This window comes from Bifidobacterium asteroides, assembly GCF_003202755.1.
In the GTDB taxonomy this organism is placed as follows: Bacteria; Actinomycetota; Actinomycetes; order Actinomycetales; family Bifidobacteriaceae; genus Bombiscardovia; species Bombiscardovia asteroides_F.
The window spans coordinates 642,520-664,125 of the sequence record NZ_QGLK01000001.1; the positions used below are offsets into that span (position 1 = coordinate 642,520).

A 21,606-nucleotide genomic window follows, 5' to 3' on the forward strand; every position below is an offset into this window, starting at 1 on the left:
CGTGGTGATCAGCCCTGGGTCACGACGGACTTCTGTGAGTCCCTGATGAAGGGATCGCCGTCCACCTGCTGGTCATCGCGCTTAAGCACGAATATGCCGTAGATCAGGGCAACCAGCACCACCAATGAGATGGTGTAGAAAGTGACCCGGTCGCCGGCGCGGTCATGGAGGATGCCCAGCGGGGTGGACATGGCCACCTGGCCGACCTGAGAGGCGATCTGGAAGCCCACCATGTAAAGGGTGGCGGACAGCTTGGGGTTGAAGTGCAGGGTGAAGTAGCGGAAGGCCGGCAGGCTGAAGAGCGGGACCTCGATGGAGTGGAAGAGCTTGACGATGGAGACCATGACCGGGTCGTGGAAGAAACCGCACAGGCCGATCCTGGCGAACATGACCGTAGCCCCCAGCAAGAGGGAGTTGCGCACGCCGATCTTGCGCATGATGACTGGAACCACGCCCATCATGACCGATTCCAAGAACACCTGGAAGGAGTTGAGAATGCCATAGACCTCGTGGCCCTGTTCCGGGGTGGGGAAGAGGTTGGCGTAGTAGTTGGGGAACATCTGCTGGTCGAAGACCGTGTAGAAGGTGTTGGTGAAGATCACGAAGACGATCAGGAGCCACAGGGCGGGCATGCCCAGGACGTGGATCATGTCGCGCAGGGAGGGCTGGGCCTTTTCGCCCTCGGGGGTGGACTCCCGCTTGATTTCTTCGCGCTGCTCATCGGGGATCCAGAAGGCGTAGACCAGGAGCATGCACGCGCCGAAGGCGGATCCCAGCCAGAAGTTGATCATCGGGTTGATATTGAAAGCGAACCCGGCAATCAGGGCCACAACGGCGTAGCCAAAGGAGCCCCAGGCGCGGGACTGACCGTATTCGAATCCGAATTTGCGGCTGTACCGCTCGGTGATGGCCTCGATCAGGGAGCAACCTGACATGAACCCTGCGGATAGAACGACTGAACCGATTACGGCGCCCAGGATCAGGTTGGAATGCATGAGGGGGGCGTAGATGAACTGCACGAATGGTCCGACCAGCGCCGCAATGGCCGAGATGAAGATGGCGAGCCTACGCTTGACCCCCAACTCGTCCTGGATGACCCCGTAGACAAACATTATTATCAGTGTGCCCAAGGAGTTGATGGAGTAGATGTTGCCGACCTGGGCGTTGGTCATACCGAGGCCGTTGATCAGCCAGGGCGAGTAGAAGGACCACCAGATGCCCCAGGCGCAGAAGAAGAAGAATATTCCGGTAGAGGATTCCAAATATGATGGATTCCTCCATGCTGATGATTTGGCGGCCATGCTGCCCCTCCCTCACTTGTTGTGCACCGCTTCCCCGCAGTGCCTCCCGGTCCGATGCACTTACTGTGTGCAGAGCGAATCCTGGTAGGTATAGTAGGCCGTCAATCGATTTACGTCAAACGATTGACGATTGTTGTATCTTCCTATCGAACATGATGAGCAACTAGCAGAGGATGCTGACTGATTGGTGACTGGCGCCAAGCCAGCCAGAATCTGACCTTGGTTCACCATCTTGCGATGGGGAAGGGGGAGATGTGATTCTTGCTTTAGGGGTTGGCTGGGACCGGGTCCGAGGCGGCATCGAGACGGGTGGAACCCTTGCGGATCAGGGCGCAATGAATGCGTACCCCGCCAGCTTGATCAAGCGGTGGCAGGACGGCACGGGTATCGGGTAGAGGCAGGACAACGCGACGGGGGTTGATTTGCGCCAGCAGTCGCCGCGCTGCCCAGAATCCCATTTCGTAGTGGGGCAGTTCGACCGTGGTCAGTGGGGGTGCTGTGGTTTCAGCGATGACCTGATGGTTGTCCACGCCTACCAGGTTCAGATCTCTACCGATGACCAGATGACGGGCTGCGGCGGCCTGGTATAGGTAGAAAGAGCGCGAATCATTGAAGCAGAAGACCCCATCGGGGTGTTGGCTGTCCACAAGATCGTTTGCTTGGTCCATGGCTTCCTGGTTGAATCCCACCAGTCGGATCAAGGCCTTACTTGCAGCTAGGCCGGCTTCCTCCAGGGCGGTCTGATATCCGCGAATTCTGTCTTCTTGCGCTGGCAGATTCTGTGTGGTGCCTAGGTAGGCCACACGTCGGCAGCCTGATTCGATCAGGTGATGGGTTGCATCGTAGCCGATTAGAAACTCGTCAGGTGCGATGCTGGGACAGCGGTCGCCGCGTTCCACAGCGTTGACCACTACGGCGGGATAGGAGCGTAGGGCCTGGGGCAGGTCAACATTCTGGTCGTACATCTTGGCGAAGAGGAAGCCGTCCACCCCATAGCGCTTTAAAGCCTGGATCTGTTCGGATTCTCGGGCGCCTCCATCGGTGGAGACGGTGAGAAGCACATAGCCGCGCTCGGCTGCCGCATCCTGCGCGCCCTGAATGATGGCTCCTGCGTACGGTGTGGTGGCTACCTCTTCGCTGATGAAGCCCAGCATGCCGGTCTTGCTGGTACGCAACGACCTAGCCATGGGATTGGGCCGATAACCCAAGGCTTTGGCTGTGCTGCGCACCTTTCGCGCGGTTTCCGACTTGACTCTGCCCTTGTCGCGGCCGTTGAGCACCAGAGAGACTGTGGAGACGGATACGCCCGTGCGTTCGGCGATCTGCTTCATCGTGATCATGGGCACACCTTAACTTGCTCTGGCGATTTCAGCCCGGCCGATCTTCGGTGACAGGGAGTTTTCAGCGGTTTTCCTCGCCCAGGATCCGGTCGATCCGCTCAACCTTCTCGTGGATCTGATCCCGCTTCCCGGGACGGATGTCCAGCCTGAGGCTGACGCCAGTCCGATACCCCTGTTCGGCCAGAACCCGTGTAGCTTCTTCCACGACCTCCATGACCCGATGCAGATCCCCTTCGACGACGGTGCTCATGGCATTGGTCTGATTGGGCAGACCTGAGTCCCTGATGACCTTGATGACCTGGGCCACATAGGTGGACAGCTCCTCACCCTGACCAGAGGGAGCAATAGTGACTTCAGCTACGGCGTTTAGATAAGATTGGTCATTCGTATCAGGCATATCGGGAACCTTTCCACATCGATTGGTGTTCGTAGGCAGGGTGCCCGGTGTCCTCAGCGGTCATCTGCGCGGCCTCCCACATCTGCCTCGATGGTAGGCCTCTACGCTGACAGCAGGTCATCCGCCGAAGGTATGCTGGAGGCCGGTCATCAGGTCGTATGCCCCCCAGGAGGGGCTCCCGAACAGAAGGTGTGATCAGTGGCAGTATCGAAACTGGATGAGGTCATCTCCCTGGCCAAGCGCCGAGGGTTCGTCTTTCCCGCAGGGGAGATCTATGGCGGGACGCGCTCGGCCTGGGACTACGGTCCTTTGGGTGTGGCCCTCAAGGACAACATCAAGCGTGAGTGGTGGCGGACCATGGTGGTCACCCGCGACGACGTGGTCGGCGTGGACACCTCGGTCATCCTGCCCACGGCGGTATGGGAGGCCTCGGGCCATGTCTCCGTTTTCAACGACCCCCTGATTGAGTGCCTGAACTGCCACAAGCGGCACCGGGCTGACACCCTGGAGGAGGCTTACGTCGAGAAGCACGGCCATGATCCGGAAAACGGCCTCAAGGACATCCCCTGCCCGGACTGCGGAACCAAGGGCCAGTGGACCGAGCCGCGCGACTTCAACATGATGCTGCAAACCCACCTGGGGCCAGTCCAGGACGAGAAGAGCCTGCACTACCTGCGTCCCGAGACTGCCCAGGGCATTTTCGTGGACTTCAAGTCCGTCATGGCTTCCTCCCGCTCCAAGCCCCCCTTCGGCATCGCCAACATGGGTAAGAGCTTCCGCAACGAGATAACGCCCGGCAATTTCATCTTCCGCACCCGCGAGTTCGAGCAAATGGAGATGGAGTTCTTCGTACATCCCGGTACCGACGAGGAATGGCATCAGTACTGGATCGATGCCAGGACCCGTTGGTACGTGGACCTGGGTGTCAAGCCGGAGAACCTGCGGCACTATGAGCACCCCAAGGAGAAGCTGGCCCACTACTCGAAGCGGACCGTGGACATTGAGTACCGGTTTGGCTTCCAGGGTTCCGAGTGGGGCGAGCTGGAGGGCGTGGCCAACCGCACCGACTACGACCTCAAGGCCCATGCCGAGCACTCGGGCGAGGATCTGAGCTACTTCGACCAGGCCAGCGGGGAGCGCTACATTCCCTATGTGATCGAGCCTGCGGCCGGTCTGACGCGCTCGCTGATGGCCTTCCTGGTGGATGCCTATGACGTGGACGAGGCTCCCAACACCAAGGGCGGGGTCGACCGGCGCACCGTGCTGCGTCTGGATCCGAGGCTAGCCCCGGTCAAGGCCGCCGTCCTGCCCCTGTCTAAGAAGCCGGATCTGCAGCGGATCGCCCATGACTTGGCCGCCGACCTGCGCCAGAACGAGTGGATGGTGGACTATGACGAATCCGGCGCTATCGGCCGTCGCTACCGTCGTCAGGACGAAATCGGCACGCCCCTGTGCATCACCGTGGACTTCGACACCCTTGGCGACAAGGCGGTTACCATCCGTAACCGTGACTCCATGCAGCAGGACCGAGTGGCCTTGGACCAGGTGGAGAACTACGTGCGTCGGGTCGTCGGCGAACAGCGGGTGCGCTATCCCATGGGCCCCTCCGACCTGACCGGCGCGCGCGCCGCCGACGGCTACACGGACCTAGCCAGCGAGCCGGGCACGGACGAGAGCGAACCCATCAAGGTGGCCGAGGCCGGTGGCCGGTACTGAGACTGATCGCTCGACCCAGAAGATTGCTCCGATGCAGCTGGGCCCTATAACCGTGCCTGTGCCGGTCATGCTTTCGCCCATGGCGGGCGTGACCAACTGGCCTTTCCGTTTGCTCTGCCGGGAGTATGGACCCGACGGACTGTATGTTGGGGAAATGGTTACGGCTCGGGCACTTGTGGCGCGCAACCCCAAGGCCTTCCGGCTGTGTCGCTTCGCTCCTCAAGAGAAGGTACGCTCACTGCAATTGTATGGGGTGGACCCTCAGATCATGGAGCAGGCCACCAGAATGGTGGTTGATGCGGGCTGGGTCGATCATATCGACATGAACTTCGGCTGCCCAGTCCCCAAGGTCACCAGACATGGTGGCGGATCCGCCCTTCCCTGGAAGACCGACCTCTTCACCGAACTGGTTCATCGAGTGGTTGCTGTCTGCTCGCCTGCCGGAATCCCCGTCACCGCAAAGATCCGGGTGGGCATCGACCACCAGCACGAGACCTTCTTGGAAGCGGCGCACATCGCCCAGGAAGAGGGGTGCGCCGCCGTGACTCTACATGCCAGAACCACGGCTGAATACTATGGCGGCCATGCCGACTGGGATCGGATCGCTCAGCTGGTCCAGGCCGTCGACATCCCCGTCTTCGGCAACGGCGATATTTGGACAGCCGAGGATGCCCTGGACATGTTCGCCCAGACCGGTTGCGCAGGCGTGGCCATCGGCCGGGGCTGCCAGGGCCGTCCCTGGCTCTTCGCCGATATCGCTGCGGCCCTGGCCGGCTCGCCGGAACGGCAGGAACCCACCCTGGGTCAGGTCGGGGCCATCATGGCCCGCCATGCCCGGCTCCTGGTCGAGTTCTACGACGGCGACGAGCGCATGGCCGTCCATGATATGCGCAAGCACGTGGCATGGTACCTCAAGGGTTTCGCCGTGGGGGGACAGGTGCGCCGCGACTTCATGGCATGCGAGAACCTGGAGGATCTGGATCGCTGCATCGCCGACTTGGACCAGGACATGCCCTATCCGCGTGCCGTGGCCGGCAAGCCCCGGGGCCGGGTCCGCTATGCCAAGAAGGTTCGCCTGCCCTATGGCTGGCTGGATTCGCGGACTACCACCCATCAGGAGCGCGAAACGCTCTTTGGCAATGATCCCATGGACGCCTCCTACTGAAGCCGGAAATATCCCTCTCGCCAAGCATGTGCATCCGGGTCTAGAATCAGGGTTTAGAATACGGACAGAACGGCGTGGAGGTTCTTTCGGAAGACCAGGGCGGTTGGCTCTGACCTCCCGGACCCTAGGCCCACGGCCGTCAGGGAGGGTCGGAACGCCTGTGGGCAAATGCGTGTTGGCGTATATGACCTGCGCTAGAGTTGAGCGTAACGTGAGTGACGGGAGCATACTGTGAGCGAGATTGCCCAGAATGACAATTTCAATGACAAGACCAACATCAAGGTCGTTGGTGTTGGTGGAGCCGGTGGCAATGCTGTCAATCGCATGATCGCCGAGGGTCTGCAAAATGTCGAGTTTGTGGCCATCAATACCGATGCCAAGGATCTCCTGCGCTCAGATGCCGATGTGAAGATCTCACTTTCTGATGCCAACAGCCGTGGCCTGGGGGCCGGTGCCGATCCGGAGAAGGGCGCCAAGGCTGCCCAGGACCATCAATCTGACATTGAAGAGGTCCTCAAGGGTGCCGATATGGTCTTCGTCACTGCAGGAGAGGGCGGCGGCACAGGCACCGGCGCCAGCCCCCTGGTTGCGCGTGCAGCCCGTCAGCAAGGCGCGCTCACCATCGCCGTGGTCACTCGGCCTTTCACCTTTGAGGGGCCCAGGCGCTCCGCTTCCGCCGAATCGGGCATCGAGAACCTCCGCAAGGAGGTCGATGCCCTTATCGTTATCCCCAATGACCGGCTTCTGGATCTCTCGGATCGCACGGTCTCGGTCATGGATGCCTTCAAAACCGCCGACACGGCCCTGCTGGCCGGTGTTCAGGGCATCACTGACCTGATTACCATGAACTCCTACATTCACGTGGACTTCTCCGATGTCACCGCTATCTTGAAGGACGCTGGCACCGCCCTCTTCGGCATCGGCGCAGCCAGGGGTGAGGACAGAGCCACACAAGCTGCTGAGATTGCCATCTCTTCCCCGCTCTTGGAGGAGAGCATCGAGGGCGCTCATGGAGCTCTGATCAATGTGGCCGGCCCCAGCGATCTGAGCATGCAGGAGGCATCTGCCGCCGCCCAGCTGGTTCAGGATGCCATCCATCCCGAGGCACAGATCATCTGGGGTCTGGCCTTGGATGATGCCTATGGGGACGAGGTGCGGGTCACGGTCATCGCCGCCGGATTCGATCCCACCCCAAAGAAGGATGAGACCAAAGCTCCCGCAGCAGACTCGACTACTGCACCGGCAGCGGCCACCCCGGTCCAGGAGCCCCAGCAGCCTATGGCGGATCCGTCCGTCCAGGCGGAGTCCGATGAGACCTCCGAACACGATGTGGTGCCCCCCGCCTCCGGCGACGACGGCACATCCGACCCGGGATATCTGGATATCCCTGACTTTCTGCGGTAATCAGGCGAAGGAGCAGATATGGCAGGATTGATGAAAAACGCGATGTCTTTTTTCGGCATGTCGGACGTTGTGGACGACGATGACGACGATCTGAACGACGATGACGAGGCCCGTGATGGTTTCGACACCGATCACTCTGTGACCCCCATGGCTCAGCAATCCACATCCAACAGCCAGGAGCCCGAGTCCACACCTTTCCAGAGCCGGATCAACCGCATTACTACCATTCACCCCAAGTCCTACGAGGATGCCCAGATGGTCGGCAGGGCCCTGCGGGACGGGGTGCCAGTGGTCCTCAACCTGACTGGCGTGTCCGAGTCTGTGGCCTACAGGATCGTCGATTTCTCCGCCGGCGTGGTCTTCGGGGTACGCGGGTCCATTGAGCGGGTCACTCCAAGAGTCTTCCTGCTTAGTCCTGCACAGGTCAACATCAAGGTGGAGGAGCCTGAGTCGGGCTCTTCGGCCAAGGGGCTTTTCGCCCAGTGACTGACGCCCTGGCAGTCGTATCCGCAGGAGCCTGAAGACGCATGCTTGTTCCTTTTGTTCGTTATCTGGTGGACATCCTTATCGAGACCTACCTGCTGGTTCTCTTCGTGCGGATGATTCTGGACTGGGTTCTGGTACTGTCGCCTCGCTGGTACCCTCGTGGCTTCGTAGCCTCGCTCATTCGGGTGATCTATGCCTTGACAGAGCCGCCGCTGCGTTGGCTGCGCCGGTACATTCCGCCCCTGCCCATGGGCAGGATCCAGCTTGATGTCTCCTTCATGGTGCTTTACGCCGCACTGATCATCATCCAGGTGCTTCTGGGGTAGAAGACAAGACCGCGGATACGGCATACTCCGTGCTAGCATGCAGTAAGAGAACACAATCGGGCTGGTTGGCCTGAAGCGAGGTGGAGAAACATATGGCTCTATTGACGCCTAATGACATAAGGGAGCATACCTTCCAGACAGTGCGGTTCAAGGAAGGCTACGACGTCGACGAGGTCGACGACTTCCTGGATCAGGTCACTGATACGGTTGAAGCCCTGGGCAAGCAGGCCGTGCAAGGCAGCGCCGCTTCAACCCAGTCTCTGGGCACCGATGTGGCCTCGTTGAACTCCAAGATCTCCGATCTTACGGCTCAGGTGGAATCGCTGCAAAAGGAGAATGGGGATCTGAAACAGGCCCAAGGCTCCGCAGCCCAGCAACCGGCCGTGGATGCGCAGACCAAGCGGCTGCTGGCCGAGTCCCAGAGTCAGGTCAAGACCCTGGCCTCCCAGAACGACCAGCTCAAGCGTCAGGTCGAGCAACTCAACTCCCAGATCGACCAGCTGACTGCTCAGGCCGCCGCGGGCAACAACACACAGGCTCTGACCAACCAGCTGACGGCCATGCAAAAGGAACGCGATCAGGCCCGCCAGCAGGTCCAGGCTCTGACCAACCAGCTCAATGCCTCCCAGCAGAGCATGGCTACAGCTCGCCAGCAGATCACCCAGGCTCAGAAGGCCTCTCAGGAGCAGCAGCAGCGCACAGAACAGTTGAACAAGCAGCTGGAGGAGTCGCGCAAGCGCGAGGAGCAGTTGCGCCAGCAGGTTTCCAAGGCTGAGCCCTCCACCGAAACGGGCAGCCTGCAGCGGATTGCAGGTGCTGGCGCCGAGGCCAGCAGCGAACCCGAGAGGGCCACCGCCATGCTCACCCTGGCTATGCAACTGCATGATCAGTACGTGGACAAGGGCAAGGCCAACGCCTCACAGTTGGTGGCCGAGGGCCACGCCCAGCATGACGACATCGTCAAGAAGGCTGAGGACTACTCCAAGAGAACCCGCGCCGAGGTGGACGAGTACTCTAAGCGAGTGCACTCCGAGGCCGATGGCTACTCGCAGCGCGTACGTTCTCAGGCCGACGAGTACTCAGTTAAGACCCGTTCCGATGCTGACGCCTATTCCAAGCGCCAGCACACCCAGGCCGACGAGTACGAGACCCAGGTGCAGACCCGGGCACAGGAGTACGACAAGAACACACGCGACAGCGCCGACCGTTATGCCGCCGATGTCAAGAACAAGCTCATGGATCAGTCCAAGGTTCTGGAGGAGAACATCCAGGGGCTCAAGCAGTTCGAGGCGGGCTACCGCAGCAAGCTGACCGAGTTCCTCAACCAGTTGATCAACCAGATCTCGGACACCAGCAATTACCAGTCCATGGAAAAGAAGTCCGAACAGGCCCACTGATTCCATCCGGTAATGACGAAGAACACATCTATGAGACGGCTGCGCGGGCGCGTGGCCGTCTTCGTCGCTCTGGCGGCAGTGGCTATAGCCCTTGATCAGCTGACTAAGGCCCTGGCTCTGGTGTGGCTAGGCAACGGCGTGAGGGTGGCTCTGCCTGGACCATTGCGTGGACTGCGTCTGGTACGCAACCCCGGAGCTTCTCTTGGATTGGGGTCGGGGAGTACCTGGATCATATCCCTGATCGCCCTGGCAGCCTGTTTGCTCATCATTGTTCTGGCTCTGCGCACCACCTCCATGGTATGGACCCTGGTTCTTTCACTGGCCTTCTCCGGGGCAGCAGGCAATTTGATCGACAGGGTGGCCTATGCCTCCGGTTTTCTTGACGGTGCCGTGGTCGACTTTCTGGACTACGGCTGGTCAGTGGGCAATGTGGCCGATGTCTATCTGACCTTGGCAGGTGTGGCCGTAGTGGTGCTCATCATCTGCAATGTGCGATTCAGCGACAGGGACAGGCCCAAAGAACATGGTGGAGCGGCCAAGTGACCCGGCTTCTTCCCGCGCCGGATGCCCTGGTGGGTCGGCGCCTGGACATGGCCCTGTCCAAGATGTTGGGCCTGTCCAGGGCCAAGGCCAGCGAACTGGTGGCCCAGGGCCATGTGCGAATCATGGGCCGCCGGGTGAACAAGGCCACCACCCTGATGAGTGGCGATCTGATAGAGCTGGACGAGCCTGAGCAAGCCAAACAGGTGGAGCCCGTGGCCGAGGACATGCCCGTGGTCTACGAGGACGAGGACGTAGTCGTTGTCGATAAGCCAGTTGGGGTGGCGGCACATCCCTCCATAGGCTGGACTGGGCCAACCGTTCTGGGCAGCCTCCTGCAGCGGGGCACCCACATCACCTCCATGGGGGCCCAAGGTCGTCAGGGCATCGTCTCTCGTCTGGACGCGGGCACCAGCGGCCTCATGCTGGTCTGCAAGTCCGACCTGGCCTACAAGGAGATGCGTCGGCAGTTCGCCCGACATGAGGTGGTCAAGATCTACCATGCGCTGGTCCAGGGCAATCTGACCGAGGACAAGGCCACCATCGAGGCCCCCATCGGACGTGCCCGGGTCTCGGACTTTCGCTTCACGGTCACCCCTGCAGGCAAGGAGGCCATCACTCACTGGGATGTGCTGGAGCGCTTCGGCTCGGCCACCCTGGTCAGCGTCAATCTGGAGACTGGGCGCACACATCAGATACGCGTGCACTTCTCCTCCATAGGCCATCCCCTGGTAGGCGACCACATGTATGGGGCTAACCCCGACCTGGCGGACAGGCTGGGCCTGAAGCGGCAGTGGCTGCATGCCATGCGCCTGGAATTCCGCCATCCCCGCACCAAGATTTGGACCAAGGTGGTCTCCTCCTATCCGGTTGATCTGCGCCGCTCTCTGCAGATCGAACGTCAGGGCGCCACCGGTATACGCAGCTAGCGGACTCCGGCGATTCGGCCAGGGGCCTGGGTAAATTGGAGATATGTCCTCAACCCGGTCAGACTTCGTTCATCTTCACACCCATACCCACTATTCAACCTTGGACGGGGCCAGCAGAATACCCGACCTGGTTGCCGAGGTGGGACGGCTGGGGCAGCCGGCCGTAGCCATTACCGACCACGGCAACATGCACGGGGCTTATGAGCTTTGGCGCACGGCTGTAGATGCTGACATCAAGCCCATCATCGGGATTGAGGCCTACGTGACCCCTGAGACTGCTCGCCAGGACAAGAGCCGGGTCCACTGGGGAACCGACGAGCAGCGTTCTGACGATGTCTCCGGCGGCGGCTTCATCACCCACATGACCCTCTGGGCCAGTGACGACACGGGCCTGGTCAACCTGATCAAGGCCTCATCTGTGGCCAACTTGGAGGGTCTGGTCGGCAAGTGGCCCCGCATGGACAAGGACCTGCTGTCCACCTATCACAAGGGGGTCATCGCCACCACCGGCTGCCCCTCGGGCATCGTCCAGACCAGGCTGAGGCTGGGCCAGTTCGACGAGGCCCTGCGGGCCGCCGGGGAGTTCCAGGACATCTTCGGCAAGGAGAACTACTACGTCGAGCTGATGGACCATGGGCTGGAGATCGAGCATCGGGTGACCAAGGATCTGCTGGAGATCGCCCGTCGTCTGGATGCCCCCCTGGTGGCCACCAACGACTCGCACTATGTGCGCAAGGAGGATGCCTCGGCCCAGGACGCCCTGCTCTGCATCAACTCGGGATCCCGGCTGACCGACCCAGGACGCTTCAAGTTCGACGGCACCGGCTACTACATCCGCTCGGCCCAGGAGATGCGCGAGATCTTCAAGGAGTTCCCCGAAGCCTGCGACAACACTCTGGAGATCGCTGAACGCTGCAACGTCATGTTCGATGACCACGAGGACGGGGCCTTCATGCCCCGTTTCGACTGCCCGGAAGGTTGGGACGAGACCTCCCTTTTCCTAAAGAAGGTGGACGAGGGGTTGAAGAACCGCTATCCGGACGGGGTGCCCGAGGAGGTATCCCACCAGGCCGACTACGAGTGCGGGGTCATCTGCCAGATGCAGTTCACCGGATACTTCCTGGTGGTGGCCGATTATATCAACTGGGCCAAGAACCACGGAATCATGGTGGGACCGGGCCGTGGATCGGCGGCAGGGTCCATGGTGGCCTACGCCATGGGCATCACCGAGCTGGACCCGCTCAAGCATGGGCTGATTTTCGAGCGATTCCTCAACCCTGAGCGCGTCTCCCTGCCTGATATCGACGTGGACTTCGACCCCGAAGGGCGCATGAAGGTCCTGGACTACGTGGGTCGTAAGTACGGCTCCGACAAGGTGGCCCAGTGCGTGACCTACGGCACCATCAAGACCAAGCAGGCCCTGAAGGACTCAGCCAGGATCATGGACTACGAATATTCCGTGGGCGACCAGGTCACCAAGGCCCTGCCGCCTACGGTCAATGGCAAGGACATGAGTCTCAAGGAGATCTTCGATCCTCAGTCCAAGCGCTACCCGGAGGCCAAGGAGTTCCGCGACTTATATGAGTCCAACCCGGATGTCAAGCGGATCACCGAAGAAGCCAAGGGCATCGAGGGCATCATCCGTCAGACCGGCGTGCATGCCTGCGCCACCATCATGGCCTCCAATCCCATCACCGATACCTCGCCACTGATGGAGCGTACCGACGGCACGGTGACCACCACCTTCGAGTACCACACCTGCGAGACCCTGGGGCTGGTCAAGATGGACTTCCTGGGGCTGTCCAACCTCACAGTCATCAGGGACACGGTCAACAACATCAAGCGCAACGGCAAGGAGCCCATCAGCATCGAGAAGGTCCCCCTGGACGACAAGGAGACCTACCAGCTGTTGTCCCGGGGCGACACCCTGGGCGTCTTCCAGCTCGATGGCGACGGCATGCGCTCCCTGCTGCGCATGCTCAAGCCCGACAACTTCAACGACATTTCCGCCCTGATCGCCCTCTACCGGCCAGGGCCCATGGATATGAACTCGCACATCAACTATGCCAAGCGCAAGAACGGGTTGCAGAAGATCGAACCCATCCACCCCGAGGTGGCCAAGCCCCTGGCGGGTGTGCTCGACGAGACCTATGGCCTGATCGTCTATCAGGAGCAGGTCCAGTCAGCGGCCCGAATTCTGGCCGGATACTCCCTGGGCCGAGCCGATGTGCTGCGAAGGGCCATGGGCAAGAAGAAGCCAGACGTCCTGGCCAAGGAGCAGGTTCCCTTCTTCGAGGGCATGAAGGAGCACGGATACTCCCAGGAGGCCGCCCAGGCGGTCTGGGATGTCCTGGTGCCCTTCTCCGGATACGCATTCAACAAGGCGCACTCCGCGGCTTACGCCCTGATCGCATACTGGACCGCTTATCTGAAGACCCACTATCCGGTGGAGTTCATGGCCGCCCTGCTGCAGAATGAGCGGACCAACAAGGACAAGACCGCACTCTACCTGGGCGAGGCCAGAAGGATGGGCATCCGCATCCTGGCGCCTGACATCAACGAGTCCGTGTCCGAGTATTCCGCTGTCGGCGACGTGGTCCGCTTCGGCCTGGGAGCCATCCGCAATGTGGGCGACAAGGTGGTGGCGGACATCATCAAGGAGCGCCACGGACCCCGGGGCAAGTATGTCAACTTCATGGACTTCATCAAGCGGGTGCCCATGGAGGTGCTCAACAAGCGAACCGTAGAATCCCTGATCAAGGGCGGTGCCTTCGACGGCATTGACCCCAACCGGAGGGCGCTTTTCCAGATTCACGATGAAGCCGTCGACCAGGTCATGCCCATCAAGCGCAAGCAGGCCGAGGGCCAGTTCGACCTCTTCGCCGACGCCGATGAGGACGCCCCCCAGCAGGATGCCTTGGGCGATGCCCAGGTGACCGTGCCCGACATCGACGAGTGGGACAAGTCCACCAAGCTCAACTTCGAGCGGCAGATGCTGGGCCTGTATGTGTCTGACCACCCGCTGAGCGGCATGACCTCGGTTTTGGCTGGCATGCGAGACATGTCCATCGCCCAGCTGCTCAACCGGTCTAACAGCATGGACGGCAAGGCGGTGACCCTGGCCGGGCTGGTCACTGCTGTGGACCGCCGGGTCTCCAAGAAGGGCAACCCCTGGGCCATCGTCACCATCGAGGACTTGGAGAGCTCCATCCAATGCATGTTCTTCGGCAAGGTCTACGACGCCCACTCCGACGACCTGGCCCTGGACTCGGTCATCAGGGTGAGGGGAGTGGTCGAGCTTCGTGACGAGGCCACCAACATCCGCGTCAACGATATGGAGGTGCCCGTCCTGGAGTCGGCGGATGAGCGGCCTCTGACTATCACCCTGCCCAAGCAGGCTCTGGACCGGGGGCACATGGAGCGGCTGGCTCGGATACTCAAGTCCCACCCCGGTTACTGTCAGGTCCGTCTGGCCGTCACCGACGACCGAGGCAACGTCCGTCTGTTGACCTTTGGAGACGGATTCCGCACCAGGCACGACACCTCCATGATGGCCGAGATCAAGTCGGTCTTCGGACCCTCCTGCCTGCCGTCGGCCTAGGAGGCGCCCGGAACCGTCTCACCATTTGGGACGGTGGTGAGTCGCTGGCTTTGGCGACACAAAAGTTCACTACCATCAAAGTATGTCAAAGCTCATGATGAGAACCATGGATCTGCGCGGGAAAACCATGTCCCGCGCCCAACTCCTCGCCGCCATGCCCCGAGCCGATATGGGTACACGGGAGGCCAGCGCCCAGGTGCAGCCCATACTTGACCAAGTGCGTGAGCATGGGGCAGCGGCCCTGCGCGACCTGGAGGAGAAGTTCGACCATGTGCGTCCCCATGATCTGAGGGTTCCGGCATCGGCCATGCAGGAGGCCCTGAGGCAGCTGGATCCCAAGGTCAGGGCAGCAATCGAGGAGTCCGTTACCCGCATCCGCAAGGTCTGTACTACCCAGGTGCCCAAGCCCATGGCCACCGACCTGGCGCCTGGCGCTCGGGTCAGCGAGCGGTGGATTCCGATCGAACGCGTAGGCCTCTACGTGCCGGGAGGCAAGGCCCTGTATCCTTCCTCGGTCATCATGAACGCGGTGCCCGCTCAGATTGCCGGCGTCGATTCCCTGGCCGTGGCCACTCCGCCCGCCTCTGACGACCCTCGGGGTCTGCCGGCTGCCATCATCCTGGCCACCTGTGCCATTCTGGGAGTGGACGAGGTCTATGCCGTGGGCGGTGCCCAGGCCGTGGCCATGTTTGCATACGGGGCCAGGGGATCCGAGCCCCAGGACGGGGAGATTCTCTGCGACCCGGTCGACAAGATCACCGGCCCTGGCAATATCTTTGTGGCGACAGCCAAGCAGATGGTCTCCGGCATGGTGGGAATCGACGCCGTGGCCGGACCCACGGAAATTGCTATTCTTGCCGACGGGCAGGCCAACCCCGACTGGGTTGCTGCAGACCTGATCGGCCAGGCCGAACATGACGAGCTTGCCGGTTCGGTGCTGATCACCGACAGCCAGGAACTGGCCCAGGGCGTTCAGGAGGCTTTGGGGCGCAGGGTGCCTCGAACCGAGCATGCCGACCGGGTGCGCACCTCCCTGGGCGGCAACCAGTCGGGAATCATCCTGACCGGCGGGATCGACCAGTCCATCGACGTGGCCAATGCCTATGCCGCCGAGCATCTGGAGGTTCAGACGGCCGATCCTGATGCCGTCATCGACAGGATTCGGAATGCCGGCGCCATCTTCCGCGGCCCCTATTCTCCTGTGCCTCTGGGCGACTATATGTCCGGGTCCAACCACGTTCTGCCCACTGGCGGCACAGCCCGGTTCGACGTGGCCCTGGGCGTCCACACCTTCATGAAGCCTGTCGAAGTCATCGAATATGACAAGGAAGGGCTCAAGCCCATCGCGGCCAAGATCAATGATTTTGCCGTATCCGAAGACCTGCCCGCCCATGGCGAGTGCATCCTGAGCCGGTTCCTGGACGACCCCTACAACAAAGCCGACCTGGAAGCCAACGAAGAGAAGGCTGGTCTGCTGTGAGTGCCATACCAGCTGATCTTCCCCTCCGCATGGACCTAATAGGGGAGGAGCCTTACGGCGCCCCCCAGCTGGATGTTCCGGTCTGCCTGAACGTCAACGAGAACCCCTACCCCCTGGACCAGGAGGTGGTTGATGCCATTTGCCAGCGTGTGAGCCAGGTGGCCCCCGGCCTCAATCGCTATCCGGACAGGGAGCATGAGGACTTGCGGCGGGCCCTGGCTGCATACCTGAAGAAGGAGTCTGGTGCCTCGCTTGAACCCAAGCAGATCTGGGCGGCCAACGGGTCCAATGAGATCATGCTTCAGCTCTTCCAGGCCTTCGGCGGGCCGGGTAGAACCGCCTTGGGCTGCGACCCGACCTACTCCATGTATCCGGAGTACGCCCGTGACACCTTCACTGACTGGGAGCTGGCCCACCGGCTGCCTGATTTCAGCCTGGATATTGAAACGACTATCGAACGCATCAAGGCTTTGAGACCAGCCATGGTCCTGGTAACCAGCCCCAACAATCCCACGGGGACGGCCCTGCCCATGGATCAGCTGACCAGGCTCCTGGAGGTCTGTTCTAAGATTCCCGTGGCGGGCGCGGACCCGTCCGCCCGACCCACCGTGGTCGTGGATGAGGCCTACATCGAGTTTCGAGACCCGGGCACGCCCTCGGCGGTCAGCCTGATTGGTCAGTACGACCACCTGGCAGTCAGCCGGACCATGTCCAAGGCCTTCGCCTTTGCCGGCGCCAGGGTGGGTTACCTGGCTGCATCCCAAGGAATAGTCGACGCAGTCCGCATCGTCCGAATGCCCTACCATCTGAGCGCCCTGACTCAAGCTGCGGCCCTGGCTGCCCTGGAGCACACGGACCTCCAGCTGGCTCGGGTGGATCAGCTTCGCCGGACCCGTCGGCAGACAGCCGAGTGGCTGGCCGGACAGAAGTTCCATGGTCAGCCCTTGACTGTGGTTCCCTCGGCCTCCAACTTCATCCTCTTCGGCATTTTCCCCGACCGGGATGCCGTATTCGAGGCCATGAAGGATGAAGGCGTGTTGATCCGGGCCGTGGGTCCCCAGGGCTACCTGAGGGTCTGCATGGGCACGGACGTGGAGATGGAGCGATTCCGCCAAACGCTGGTCCATGTCCTCAAGCGGTTCTAGGAGGATGCGGACCAGCGGCACGGCTATGCTGGTGGTCTAGACGCCGCGCAGAAGATACAGCGCGAACTGAAATGTGCGGCAGAAAGCGGAGGAGCAGCAATGGCAGGCAGAACAGCCACCATCACCCGCCAGACCAGTGAATCCAAGGTGAGCCTGAGTCTGGATTTGGATGGCACCGGGGTGACCGATATCGACACCTCGGTTCCCTTCTATGACCATATGATGACGGCCCTGGGCAGGCATTCCCTGATCGACCTGACCATCAAGGCAAGCGGGGACACCCAGATCGACGTCCATCACACCGTCGAGGACGTTGCCATCGTCTTTGGCGAGGCCCTGGCTCAGGCCCTGGGCGACAAGCGGGGTATCAAGCGCTTTGCCGATGCCACCGTCCCTCTGGACGAGGCCCTGGCACGAGCCGTTGTCGATATTTCCGGCAGGCCCTATGCGGTCTGCACGGGCGAGCCTGAGGGGTTCCAGTACGCCATGATTGGCGGGCACTTCACCGGCTCCTTGGTCAGGCACGTCATGGAGTCCATCGCCCTGCATGCCGGCATCTGCCTTCACCTGACCCTCTTGTCGGGCAGAGATCCGCACCACATCGCCGAGGCAGAGTTCAAGGCCGTAGCCAGGGCTCTGCGCTTCGCGGTGGAGCCTGATCCCAGGGTGAAGGGCATCCCCAGCACCAAGGGGTCGCTATGAGCGCGGATGAATACGACAACAATGACAGCAGGGATCAAGACCTGCCGGATTCCGGCCATCATCTGAGTGAGGAAGAGGTCGAGCGGGCTCTGGCCAGCTTTGAGGCTGAGTTCAATGAGGGCCAGAATCAAGCGGATCAGCCCGTTGATCACTCCGGATCAGGCGTGGATGACGAGGCTGGTTTGGATTCCGCGCCCGCTGACGAATCTTCGGTTGAACCAGACGGGGCTGATGGCGTTGCTGCCGATTTCGACCAAGAGCTTGAAGGTCTGATCGGCAACCGAGCCAAGGCCGCCGTAATGGTGACACGCCTGGCTTCGGCAGAGCTTCTGGCGGCTTTCTGCCAGATATCCGATATCTCCGCCTATTGCATCCAGGCCCGTGAGGGTGCTGTGGCCGTCCTGAGAAATCTGGACGGGGACGGACCCGAGGCAGCCATCCGCGATTTGACCACGGTCGTATCCGGGCTCAGCGCCATCCTGGCCGTCAACCGGGCGGACAAGCTCGAGGTGACCCTATGGATCAGCGGGCAGTCGGGACAGACGCTCGCGCCGCCCATCCTCTTTGCCGCCACTGCAGACTTCGTAGAAGATCTGATGATCGGGACCACCACAGTGGATAGGCTGCGCCAGGATGGGGCCGCCATCTTCGACTCGGGGGAGTACAACCGCGAGAAGGCCATGGGCATCATCGCCTCGCACACCAGGTTCGGGGCCGGAGGATCGACTCGCAAGGGTCGCGTCGAGTAATCGCGCAAGCAAACGGCTTGGCTAGGAGGAACATGACTAGGATACAGGTGCTTGACTATGGGTTCGGCAATGTCAGATCCATGGTGCATGCCCTCTCCCAGCTGGGGGTTGATGCGCAAATCAGCGCCGACCCGGACTTGGCCATGAAGGCCGACGGGCTGGTCATTCCCGGAGTGGGGGCCTACGGGGCCTGCATGGCGGGGTTACGGGCTGTCGGCGGCGACCGCATCATCCTGGATCGACTGGCCCAGGGGCTGCCGGTTCTTGGGGTCTGCATAGGCCTTCAGGTCATGTTCCAGTTCGGGGACGAGGACGGCCGCAGCGAGCCCGGTCTGGGCTTGATACCTGGTCGTGTGACGAAACTGGACGCTGATGTAGTACCCCATATGGGCTGGGATCATGTCCAGGCGCCCCAGGGAACACGACTCTTGGCAGGGGTCCAGGATCAACGCTTCTACTTCGTCCACTCCTATGCCGCCATGGCGGCGAAGGGGGATGACCGATCCGTTGGGACCCAGCCCGATTTGTCCCTACGAGTGTCAGCATTGAATCGGACGAGTGACAGCCAGCCAAGGTCAGCTCAGTCAGTGTCTGACAAGATTTCACAGGGTGCTTTTTTCGGTGAACCGCTGGTTACCTGGGCCACCTATGGACGCAGCAGGTTCGTGGCGGCCTACGAATGCGGACCCTTGAGCGCCACTCAGTTCCATCCTGAAAAGTCCGGCCAGGCCGGAGCACGGTTGCTGACCAATTGGGTACGGACCCTTTCTGGGGATTCCAGACTCTCCTGCGAGAAAGGTAAATGAGATGCTCACGCTTTTACCGGCTGTCGATGTCCGCGACGGAAAGGCGGTTCGCCTAAGGCAAGGGATCTCCGGCTCCGAGAAGGTCTACGGTGAGCCTGCCGATGCAGCCAAGACTTGGGTCGACCAAGGTGCCGAGTGGCTCCACCTGGTCGACTTGGATGCGGCCTTCGGCACCGGAGACAACCGTGACAAGCTGGCCGCCCTGGTCAACGAGCTGGGGGATCGTGTCAAGGTGGAGCTTAGCGGCGGCATCCGCGACGATGCAAGCCTGGAGGCCGCCTTAGCCGCAGGTGCCACCCGGGTCAACATCGGCACGGCGGCTCTGGAGGATCCGGAGTGGACCAGCCAGGTCCTGGGTCGCTACGGCGAAAGGGTTTGTGTGGGTCTGGACGTACGCGGACACACCCTGGCCGCCCGAGGTTGGACCAGACAGGGTGGGGACCTTTTTGATGCCATGGAGCGACTGGACCGGGACGGGTGCAGCCGATACGTGGTCACCGATGTGACCCGCGACGGGATGATGACCGGCCCCAACCTGGATTTGCTGGGTCAAGTGGCTGACCGGACTCCGGCCAAGGTGACCGCCTCTGGGGGCATATCCAGCCTGGATGACCTGAGCAGGATTCTGGACCTGGCCGATCGGGGCGTGGACAGCGCTATCCTGGGCAAGTCCCTTTATGAGGGGGCCTTCACCCTGGAACAGGCGCTGGACCTGGTCGCGGGGCATTGTTAACGCTATAAGCAAGTCTGCGAAATATAGGAATGGGAGCATAAGCTCTATGGATAAGCAAGAGGAGTTCGCGCTGCGCACTGTCGAGGAGCGCGATGTCCGGTTCATTCGTCTCTGGTTCACTGACGTATTGGGCACCCTGAAGTCGGTGGCCATAGCGCCCACCGAGCTGGAGGTGGCCTTCGAGGAGGGGCTGGGCTTCGACGGCTCGGCCATCGAGGGCATGACCAGGGTCTCCGAGGACGACATGATCGTCAAGCCAGATCCGTCCACCTTCCAGATACTTCCCTGGAGGGGCGGGCCACAGGGCACAGCGCGGATCTTCTGCGACGTGCTCACCCCGGACGGCGAGCCCAGCAGCGGGGATCCCCGACACGTGCTCAAGCGGGCCCTGGCCAAGGCCAAGGAGAAGGGCTTCATCTTCTATACCCATCCGGAGATCGAGTTCTACCTGTTTGAGAACCAGGATGACTGGTCCCAGGTACCGACCCCTATTGACGAGGGCGGCTACTTCGACCACGTGCCCCGTAGCCCGGGGATGGACTTCCGTCGGGCCTGCGTCAATATGCTGGAGCAGATGGGCATCTCGGTGGAGTACTCCCATCACGAGGCCGGACCGGGGCAGAACGAGATCGATCTGCGCTATGCCGACGCCCTGACCACCTCTGACAACATCATGACCTTCCGGACCGTGGTCAAGGAGATCTCCCTGGAGCGGGGAATCTACGCCAGTTTCATGCCCAAGCCCTTCACCGATAAGCCAGGATCGGGTATGCACACCCATCTGAGCCTGTTCGAGGGGGACACCAACGCCTTCTACGAGGTGGGCCAGGAGTTCAACATGTCCCAGACGGCCCGGCAGTTCGCCGCCGGCATTCTGGCCCATGCGGCCGAGATCTGCGCGGTGACCGATCAGTATGTCAACTCCTACAAGCGTCTCTGGGGCGGGGCTGAGGCACCCAGCTACGTCTGCTGGGGTCACAACAACCGGTCTGCCCTCTTGCGCATCCCACAGTACAAGCCCGGCAAGGGAAACTCGGCCAGAATGGAGTTCCGCGGGCTGGATCCGGGGGCCAACCCCTACCTGGCCTACTCGGTGCTGCTGGCTGCCGGACTGGACGGGATCGAGCAGAAGATGACCCTGGGCGAGCCTACCAGCGATGACGTCTGGGAGCTGACCGACGCCGAGCGGCAGGCCATGGGCATCGAGCCCCTGCCTGACAGCCTGGACGCGGCGCTCAAGGTCATGGAGAAGTCGGATTTCGTGGCCCAGGTGCTGGGCGAGCAGACCTTCGAGTACTTCCTGCGCAACAAGCACCGGGAGTGGGCCGGATACAGCCGGCAGGTCACCCCCTACGAGCTGGCCTACTACCTGCCCAGGCTTTGAACCCG

General features: G+C 61.5%; 19 protein-coding genes. 16 read left to right on the forward strand and 3 right to left on the reverse strand.

Features of this window, described 5'->3' with window-relative positions; translation table 11 throughout:
- Window positions 1-8: 8 nt before the first annotated feature.
- The 3 genes from DKK74_RS02310 to DKK74_RS02320 all read right to left on the reverse strand — a co-directional run bounded on the left by DKK74_RS02310 (window position 9) and on the right by DKK74_RS02320 (window position 3,038).
- A complete protein-coding gene (locus DKK74_RS02310) occupies window positions 9-1,301 on the reverse strand; it encodes an MFS transporter (RefSeq protein ID WP_110412567.1) in 1,293 nt (430 codons plus the stop codon).
- Between the two features lie 266 nt (window positions 1,302-1,567).
- Window positions 1,568-2,641, reverse strand: a complete 1,074-nt coding sequence (locus tag DKK74_RS02315; protein ID WP_110412568.1) for a LacI family DNA-binding transcriptional regulator — start codon at window positions 2,639-2,641, stop codon at window positions 1,568-1,570.
- A gap of 61 nt (window positions 2,642-2,702) precedes the next feature.
- Window positions 2,703-3,038: an MTH1187 family thiamine-binding protein gene (locus DKK74_RS02320; RefSeq protein ID WP_110412569.1), complete on the reverse strand. Its 336-nt coding sequence runs from the start codon at window positions 3,036-3,038 to the stop codon at window positions 2,703-2,705.
- A gap of 198 nt (window positions 3,039-3,236) precedes the next feature.
- Between DKK74_RS02320 and DKK74_RS02325 the strand changes: the two genes are divergently transcribed.
- From DKK74_RS02325 to glnA, 16 genes are all read left to right on the forward strand, one after another.
- Window positions 3,237-4,754 (forward strand): glycine--tRNA ligase, encoded by a 1,518-nt coding sequence (locus tag DKK74_RS02325; RefSeq protein WP_110412570.1) that lies wholly within the window; start codon window positions 3,237-3,239, stop codon window positions 4,752-4,754.
- 31 nt (window positions 4,755-4,785) lie between these two features.
- Window positions 4,786-5,919, forward strand: a complete 1,134-nt coding sequence (gene dusB / locus DKK74_RS02330; protein ID WP_258334439.1) for a tRNA dihydrouridine synthase DusB — start codon at window positions 4,786-4,788, stop codon at window positions 5,917-5,919.
- 231 nt (window positions 5,920-6,150) lie between these two features.
- Window positions 6,151-7,323, forward strand: a complete 1,173-nt coding sequence (gene ftsZ, locus DKK74_RS02335; protein ID WP_110412572.1) for a cell division protein FtsZ — start codon at window positions 6,151-6,153, stop codon at window positions 7,321-7,323.
- Between the two features lie 18 nt (window positions 7,324-7,341).
- Window positions 7,342-7,809, forward strand: a complete 468-nt coding sequence (locus DKK74_RS02340) for a cell division protein SepF (RefSeq protein ID WP_110412573.1) — start codon at window positions 7,342-7,344, stop codon at window positions 7,807-7,809.
- Between the two features lie 41 nt (window positions 7,810-7,850).
- Complete coding sequence (locus DKK74_RS02345) at window positions 7,851-8,135, forward strand: YggT family protein (protein WP_110412574.1); 285 nt, start codon at window positions 7,851-7,853, stop codon at window positions 8,133-8,135.
- Between the two features lie 92 nt (window positions 8,136-8,227).
- Window positions 8,228-9,532 carry a DivIVA domain-containing protein gene (locus tag DKK74_RS02350; protein WP_110412575.1) on the forward strand — a complete coding sequence of 435 codons (1,305 nt, stop codon included), beginning with the start codon at window positions 8,228-8,230 and terminating at the stop codon, window positions 9,530-9,532.
- 30 nt (window positions 9,533-9,562) lie between these two features.
- Window positions 9,563-10,075, forward strand: a complete 513-nt coding sequence (locus DKK74_RS02355; protein WP_110412576.1) for a signal peptidase II — start codon at window positions 9,563-9,565, stop codon at window positions 10,073-10,075.
- On the forward strand, window positions 10,072-11,001 hold the full coding sequence (locus DKK74_RS02360) for an RluA family pseudouridine synthase (RefSeq protein ID WP_110412577.1): 930 nt from the start codon (window positions 10,072-10,074) through the stop codon (window positions 10,999-11,001). Before DKK74_RS02355 ends, DKK74_RS02360 begins: the two co-directional genes overlap by 4 nt.
- Before the next feature lie 43 nt (window positions 11,002-11,044).
- A complete protein-coding gene (dnaE, locus tag DKK74_RS02365) occupies window positions 11,045-14,602 on the forward strand; it encodes a DNA polymerase III subunit alpha (RefSeq protein WP_110412578.1) in 3,558 nt (1,185 codons plus the stop codon).
- An 82-nt stretch (window positions 14,603-14,684) separates the two neighbouring features.
- Complete coding sequence (gene hisD, locus DKK74_RS02370; protein WP_110412579.1) at window positions 14,685-16,082, forward strand: histidinol dehydrogenase; 1,398 nt, start codon at window positions 14,685-14,687, stop codon at window positions 16,080-16,082.
- Entirely contained in the window at window positions 16,079-17,227 is a 1,149-nt protein-coding gene (locus tag DKK74_RS02375; protein WP_110412580.1) for a histidinol-phosphate transaminase, read from the forward strand. Before hisD ends, DKK74_RS02375 begins: the two co-directional genes overlap by 4 nt.
- A gap of 99 nt (window positions 17,228-17,326) precedes the next feature.
- The gene (gene hisB / locus DKK74_RS02380) at window positions 17,327-17,929 is read left to right on the forward strand and encodes an imidazoleglycerol-phosphate dehydratase HisB (protein WP_046322665.1); all 603 of its coding nucleotides are present in this window, start codon (window positions 17,327-17,329) and stop codon (window positions 17,927-17,929) included.
- Window positions 17,926-18,678 (forward strand): hypothetical protein, encoded by a 753-nt coding sequence (locus tag DKK74_RS02385; RefSeq protein ID WP_110412581.1) that lies wholly within the window; start codon window positions 17,926-17,928, stop codon window positions 18,676-18,678. Before hisB ends, DKK74_RS02385 begins: the two co-directional genes overlap by 4 nt.
- Window positions 18,679-18,710: 32 nt before the next feature.
- Entirely contained in the window at window positions 18,711-19,484 is a 774-nt protein-coding gene (gene hisH, locus DKK74_RS02390; protein WP_110412582.1) for an imidazole glycerol phosphate synthase subunit HisH, read from the forward strand.
- A gap of 1 nt (window position 19,485) precedes the next feature.
- Window positions 19,486-20,217, forward strand: coding sequence for a bifunctional 1-(5-phosphoribosyl)-5-((5-phosphoribosylamino)methylideneamino)imidazole-4-carboxamide isomerase/phosphoribosylanthranilate isomerase PriA (gene priA / locus DKK74_RS02395; RefSeq protein ID WP_110412583.1), 732 nt, complete (start codon window positions 19,486-19,488; stop codon window positions 20,215-20,217).
- A gap of 46 nt (window positions 20,218-20,263) precedes the next feature.
- Window positions 20,264-21,601 (forward strand): type I glutamate--ammonia ligase, encoded by a 1,338-nt coding sequence (glnA, locus tag DKK74_RS02400; protein WP_045935176.1) that lies wholly within the window; start codon window positions 20,264-20,266, stop codon window positions 21,599-21,601.
- The last annotated feature ends 5 nt before the right edge of the window (window positions 21,602-21,606 follow it).

Excerpts from the sequence above, each read along its gene's own strand:
- DKK74_RS02310 (WP_110412567.1), bottom strand. The coding sequence starts at position 1,301 with ATGGCCGCCAAATCATCAGCATGGAGGAATCCATCATATTTGGAATCC.
- DKK74_RS02315 (WP_110412568.1), bottom strand. The coding sequence starts at position 2,641 with ATGATCACGATGAAGCAGATCGCCGAACGCACGGGCGTATCCGTCTCC.
- DKK74_RS02320 (WP_110412569.1), bottom strand. The coding sequence starts at position 3,038 with ATGCCTGATACGAATGACCAATCTTATCTAAACGCCGTAGCTGAAGTC.
- dusB (WP_258334439.1), top strand. The coding sequence starts at position 4,786 with ATGCAGCTGGGCCCTATAACCGTGCCTGTGCCGGTCATGCTTTCGCCC.
- DKK74_RS02340 (WP_110412573.1), top strand. The coding sequence starts at position 7,342 with ATGGCAGGATTGATGAAAAACGCGATGTCTTTTTTCGGCATGTCGGAC.
- DKK74_RS02345 (WP_110412574.1), top strand. The coding sequence starts at position 7,851 with ATGCTTGTTCCTTTTGTTCGTTATCTGGTGGACATCCTTATCGAGACC.
- DKK74_RS02350 (WP_110412575.1), top strand. The coding sequence starts at position 8,228 with ATGGCTCTATTGACGCCTAATGACATAAGGGAGCATACCTTCCAGACA.
- DKK74_RS02355 (WP_110412576.1), top strand. The coding sequence starts at position 9,563 with ATGAGACGGCTGCGCGGGCGCGTGGCCGTCTTCGTCGCTCTGGCGGCA.
- dnaE (WP_110412578.1), top strand. The coding sequence starts at position 11,045 with ATGTCCTCAACCCGGTCAGACTTCGTTCATCTTCACACCCATACCCAC.
- hisD (WP_110412579.1), top strand. The coding sequence starts at position 14,685 with ATGTCAAAGCTCATGATGAGAACCATGGATCTGCGCGGGAAAACCATG.
- hisB (WP_046322665.1), top strand. The coding sequence starts at position 17,327 with ATGGCAGGCAGAACAGCCACCATCACCCGCCAGACCAGTGAATCCAAG.
- DKK74_RS02385 (WP_110412581.1), top strand. The coding sequence starts at position 17,926 with ATGAGCGCGGATGAATACGACAACAATGACAGCAGGGATCAAGACCTG.
- hisH (WP_110412582.1), top strand. The coding sequence starts at position 18,711 with ATGACTAGGATACAGGTGCTTGACTATGGGTTCGGCAATGTCAGATCC.
- priA (WP_110412583.1), top strand. The coding sequence starts at position 19,486 with ATGCTCACGCTTTTACCGGCTGTCGATGTCCGCGACGGAAAGGCGGTT.
- glnA (WP_045935176.1), top strand. The coding sequence starts at position 20,264 with ATGGATAAGCAAGAGGAGTTCGCGCTGCGCACTGTCGAGGAGCGCGAT.